Source organism: Arthrobacter sp. GW460-12-1-14-TSB2, assembly GCF_059423525.1.
Genome location: NZ_JBWKYC010000048.1, coordinates 1 through 4893 on the forward strand (window position 1 = coordinate 1; position 4893 = coordinate 4893).

The window sequence follows — 4893 nt, forward strand, 5'->3', positions numbered from 1 at the left end:
GAGTAGGTCACCGCCGGAACACCATTCAGGTCGAGAGCCCCAACCACACGGTTGGGGCTCTCCCGCATTTAAACCACAAAACCCGCACCCCCCCCGGCGGATCCTGGCCCTTTCGCCGGACCCTCCCGCACATCCTGCACGGCCCCCGGGCAACGCTCTCCCGCCGGCGCCCCCTAGACTTACACTTCATGAGCCACACACCGTCCGGATACCCTGCCAAGCGGGCCACAATCCTGGACGTGGCCGCGGCCGCCGGGGTTTCCCGCCAGACTGTCACACGGGCAATGAATGGCATGCCGGGGATCAAAGAATCCACCCGCCAACGCGTGCAGGAGTTGGCTCAGGAGCTGGGTTATACCCCGAGCCGGTTCGCCAAAGGCCTCGTCCAGGGGGCCCGGACGTCAGTTGGCCTGGCGATTCCTGATCTGACCAACCCGTATTACCCTGCCTTTGCCTCAAGCGTCGTGGAATTGGCCACACTCCGCGGGTGGCACGTGGTGGTCGACGACTATGGTCACGGCGGCCGCAGCGGCCTGGACGCCGTCGAGCATCTGGCACCCCAGGTGGACGCCGTGATCGGCTACCTTGGCGGCCACGCCGACCACGCGCAGTCCGTCCTGGGGCGTCGTCCGCTGATTGTGCTGGACGAGGCTCAGGAAGGTGCGGCCGGAAGAATCAACTTCGATTACGATCACGCTGCACTGCTGGCCGTGGAACGACTGATCCACACGAAACGGCAGCACATCGCCTATCTGGAGGCGGGTGCCGCGCCCTCCGGCGGCGTACATGTTCCCAGCACCGTCCGTGGAAAGGCCGTGGCTGGGCGTTTGGACGAGGCCGGGATGTCCTGGTCCCTGATCGTCGCCGAAGAGACAGCAGAGGCGGCCAAGGTGGCCGCGGCTGCGTTCCTTCGGGCGCATCCGGAGACTGACGGGATCTTGGTCTTCAACGATCTCATGGCCGCCGGCGTCCTTAAGGCTGCAGCTGATGCGGGACGTCGCGTGCCGGAAGACTGTGCGGTGGTAGGCATGGACGGAATCCCCCTCGGAGAACTCCTGACACCGCAGCTCAGCACGCTGGCCTTGGACCTCCGCGAGGTTGGACGGGCCGCCGTCGAACTTCTTGATGGTCTGTTGTCGGGGTCAATCACCCCCGGATCAGAGGAATCACGGCTGACCTTGAAGCATCGGCTGGCGCTCCGGGAAACTGCCTGATGCCATTCGGCTGCTATGCAGCCCGGTCAGCCGAAGCCCTGCCGAGCGAGCTGTATTCGGCGGCTCGAAGCCAACTCCAGGGGCAGAAGCACGGGATGAGGCGGCTGGACGACAAATCCTCCTTCGTTACAGGCTCGGAGTTCGTGATTGTCGGCGGTGATGCCGCCGGGACAGCGTCGCCGGTGGCTCGCCGGCCTAACCGAATCAGGGTTGATCACATTGGCGGGCCGCTGCGGGCGGGAGTGGCTTAGCCCAGGGGCAGTGAGCCCTTTTCAAGCACGTTGCGTTGACGTAGTATCGCTTGGAACGTGAACGTTCACGAAACTGCGACGACGCACAAGTGCACCGGCGCACACTGCACTGGAACCGACCCCAAACCGAGGACCGCCATGCCCGTTGAGCCCACAACCGCCAGCCCAACCTCCGCAGTAAGCGCCGCCGTGGACGCCGCCGCCAGCCGCAGTGCGGCCACCGGCTCCCGGTCCGCGGCCCAGCCGGCGGCCGCTGCTCCCGAGCAGCGCCTGGACGTTGCCGCCGAGCAGGTCGCTGATCTCGCGTCGGTGGCTCCGGCACAGGGCACGAAGCCGGCACGGGCCTATCTCGAGAGCGATGCGCCGCGCCTGTCGCTGAACGGCGTGTGGAAGTTCAGGCTTCACGCCGGCGTCCGGCAGGCGCCCCAGGACGGCTGGCAGGCAGGCGGGGACCGTCCGGATTTCGGCGATCTTCCGGTGCCCTCGAGCTGGCCCATGCACGGCCACGGAACGCCCTGGTACACCAACGTTCAGTTCCCCTTCGCTGTGGAACCACCGCACGCACCGGACGCCAACCCCGTCGGTGATCTCTTCCTCGAGTTTGAGGCGGGTCCAGAGTTCTTCCCGTCGGCGTTGATCCGTTTCGACGGCATTGAGTCGGCCGGAACCGTGTGGCTGAACGGCACGTTGCTGGGGACCACGCGCGGCAGCCGGCTTGCCCACGAATTCGATGCTTCGGGCGTCCTGGTGCCGGGCAGGAACGTGCTCGCAGTGCAGGTCGCCCAGTTCTCGGCGGCCAGCTATGTCGAGGACCAGGACATGTGGTGGCTGCCGGGCATCTTCCGCGACGTGGCGCTGCAGGCGCGGCCGGCGGACGGAATTGACGACGCCTTTGTCCACGCGGACTTCGACCATCACAGCGGCGAAGGCATACTGCGTGTTGAGGCGAGCCGGGCTGGTGAGGCGATTGCCGCCGTCGTGCGCGTTCCGGAACTGGGGCTGGAACTGCCCGCCGGGGAGGAGCGTCGGATCCCGGGGGTCTCCCCGTGGTCGGCAGAAGTGCCGCGGCTCTACGACGCCACCGTCAGCACAGCCACCGCGGGGGAGCAGGGGGAAACCGTTTCGGTCCAGATCGGCTTCCGGAGCATCGCTATCGAGGACGCACAGTTCAAAGTGAACGGTCAGCGGATACTGCTCCGCGGCGTCAACCGCCACGAGCACCATCCCAGGCTCGGCCGCGTGGTTCCGAAGGACGTCATGGAGGGCGAGCTGCGGCTGATGAAGCAGCACAACATCAACGCCATCCGGACCTCGCATTACCCGCCGCATCCGGACTTCCTGGCGCTGGCCGACCGGCTCGGCTTCTACGTTGTCCTTGAATGCGATCTTGAAACGCACGGTTTCGAAGAGGGCGGGTGGAAGCAGAACCCCAGCGCAGATCGGCAGTGGCAGCCGGCCCTTCTCGACCGGATGTCCCGGACTGTGGAACGGGACAAGAACCACGCATCGGTGATCATGTGGTCCCTGGGCAATGAGGCAGGGACGGGCGAGAACCTCGCGGCGATGTCCCGCTGGACCAAACTCCGTGACCCGTCCAGGCCCATCCACTATGAGGGCGACTGGAGCTCGGCGTACGTGGACGTCTACTCGCGGATGTATGCAAGCCAGGCGGAGACGGCGCTGATCGGCCAGGGCACGGAACCTCCCCTGGACGATGCGGCGCTGGACGCGCGGCGCCGGGCCATGCCGTTTGTCCTGTGCGAGTACGTCCACGCCATGGGCAACGGACCGGGCGGCATGTCCGAGTACCAGGAGCTTTTCCACCGGCACCCCAGGCTTATGGGCGGCTTCGTGTGGGAGTGGCTGGAGCACGGCATCACCCGCACGGGCCCTGACGGCCAGGAATACTTCGTCTACGGCGGCGACTTCGGCGAGGAAGTCCACGACGGCAACTTCGTCACGGACGGCCTCGTGGACGCCAACCGCGTCCCCCGCCCGGGCCTTCTGGATTTCAAGAAGGTCATCGAGCCGCTGGCCATTGAGGTAGCAGGGGACTGGTCCGCTTTCTCGCTCACCAACCGCTTCGATTTCGCCGACACAGCGGGTCTTGAATTCCGGTACACAGTGGAGTCCGAAGGCGTGACGGTCGACGGCGGTCGGGTTGACGTAGCGCCCGTGGCGCCGCACGAATCTGCCGATGTCCAGCTGCCGGCAGGACTGCTGGAACGCGCCGTGCACGCGCCGGGGCTGGCTGCTCAGGCGCCGGCGGTGCTGACGGTCAGCGCGGTGCTCGCGAAAGATGCAGTGTGGGCAGATGCGGGCCATGAAGTTGCGTGGGGCCAGGCGTCAGCCAACGTGCGGATGGCACCTGCGCCGGCGGCCGCGGCCGTTGTGAAGGTGGACGGTGATTTCCTCCGGCTGGGACCGGCTGTTTTCGAACGGGCCACGGGTTCGCTCATCCGGCTGGGCGAGACTGCGGTCGAGGGATTCCGGCTGCTGCTGTGGCGTGCACCCACGGACAACGACCTGGGTGCGGAATGGGGCAGCCCGGATCCGAGTCCCGTGGCCACCCAATGGCTGGACGCGGGGCTCAACCGGATGCATCCGCGGCTGGTCGGGATTTCCTCCCGTCCTTCGGCAGACGGCGGCGAAGAGCTTGTGGTGCGGACACGGGTTGCCGCCGCCGGTAAGCAGTTCGGTGTCCTGGCCGAATACGTCTGGACCAGTGACGGCTTCCGAGTCAGCCTTCGGACATCGGTCAGGCCCGACGGTTCGTGGGTCAACGCCGGACAACCAGTGCCGTGGGCCCGGATAGGCCTGGAACTCGTGCTGGCTTCAGCGGCTGAGTCCGTGGGGTGGTTCGGTCAGGGGCCGCACCAGAGCTACCCGGATACCGGCCAGGGCACCAGGCTTGGCTGGCATCGCATGCCGGTGACCGACATGGACGTCGAATACGTCCGGCCCCAGGAGTCCGGCGCCCGTTCCGGCGTGTACACGGCAGCGTTGGAGCTCGACGCCGGCCAGCTCGCCATCGCGGGTGAGCGGTTCGCCCTCACCGTGCGCCCGTACAGCCTGGAAGTACTGGATGCGGCAAACCACCGGCCGGACCTCGTTCTGGATGGCCGCAGCTACGTGTACCTCGACCACGCGTTGCACGGAATCGGCACCGCTGCCTGCGGCCCGGGCGTGCTGGAGGGCTACCGGCTGACGCCGCGGGAGGCTGACTTCTCCTTCGTATTTTCTGTGACTCAGTCCACATAAGCTCTTTCACAGACTTGGGGTGCCTCTAAGCGGCGGGACGGGCCGGGAATCCGCGGAATTCCGGGGTTTTGCGGCCCGCACGTGTGGTGCGGGGGTGGATTTGTGCCGGGTGCGTGTGGCGTGTAAAGTAATTCGAGTCGCCGCCGCTGATGCGGAAAGATAGCGAC

Annotated in this window: 2 protein-coding genes; both read left to right on the plus strand. The window is 66.5% G+C overall.

Annotated features, from left to right (window positions below; translation table 11 throughout):
- The first annotated feature begins 188 nt into the window (after positions 1-188).
- Complete coding sequence (locus tag AC07YR_RS23160; protein WP_494735402.1) at positions 189-1214, plus strand: LacI family DNA-binding transcriptional regulator; 1026 nt, start codon at positions 189-191, stop codon at positions 1212-1214.
- Positions 1215-1603: 389 nt separating this feature from the next.
- Entirely contained in the window at positions 1604-4726 is a 3123-nt protein-coding gene (locus AC07YR_RS23165; protein WP_494735403.1) for a glycoside hydrolase family 2 TIM barrel-domain containing protein, read from the plus strand.
- The last annotated feature ends 167 nt before the right edge of the window (positions 4727-4893 follow it).

Bases quoted from the DNA above. Each gene is read 5' to 3' on its own strand.
- AC07YR_RS23160 (WP_494735402.1), top strand. From the start codon at position 189: ATGAGCCACACACCGTCCGGATACCCTGCCAAGCGGGCCACAATCCTG.
- AC07YR_RS23165 (WP_494735403.1), top strand. From the start codon at position 1,604: ATGCCCGTTGAGCCCACAACCGCCAGCCCAACCTCCGCAGTAAGCGCC.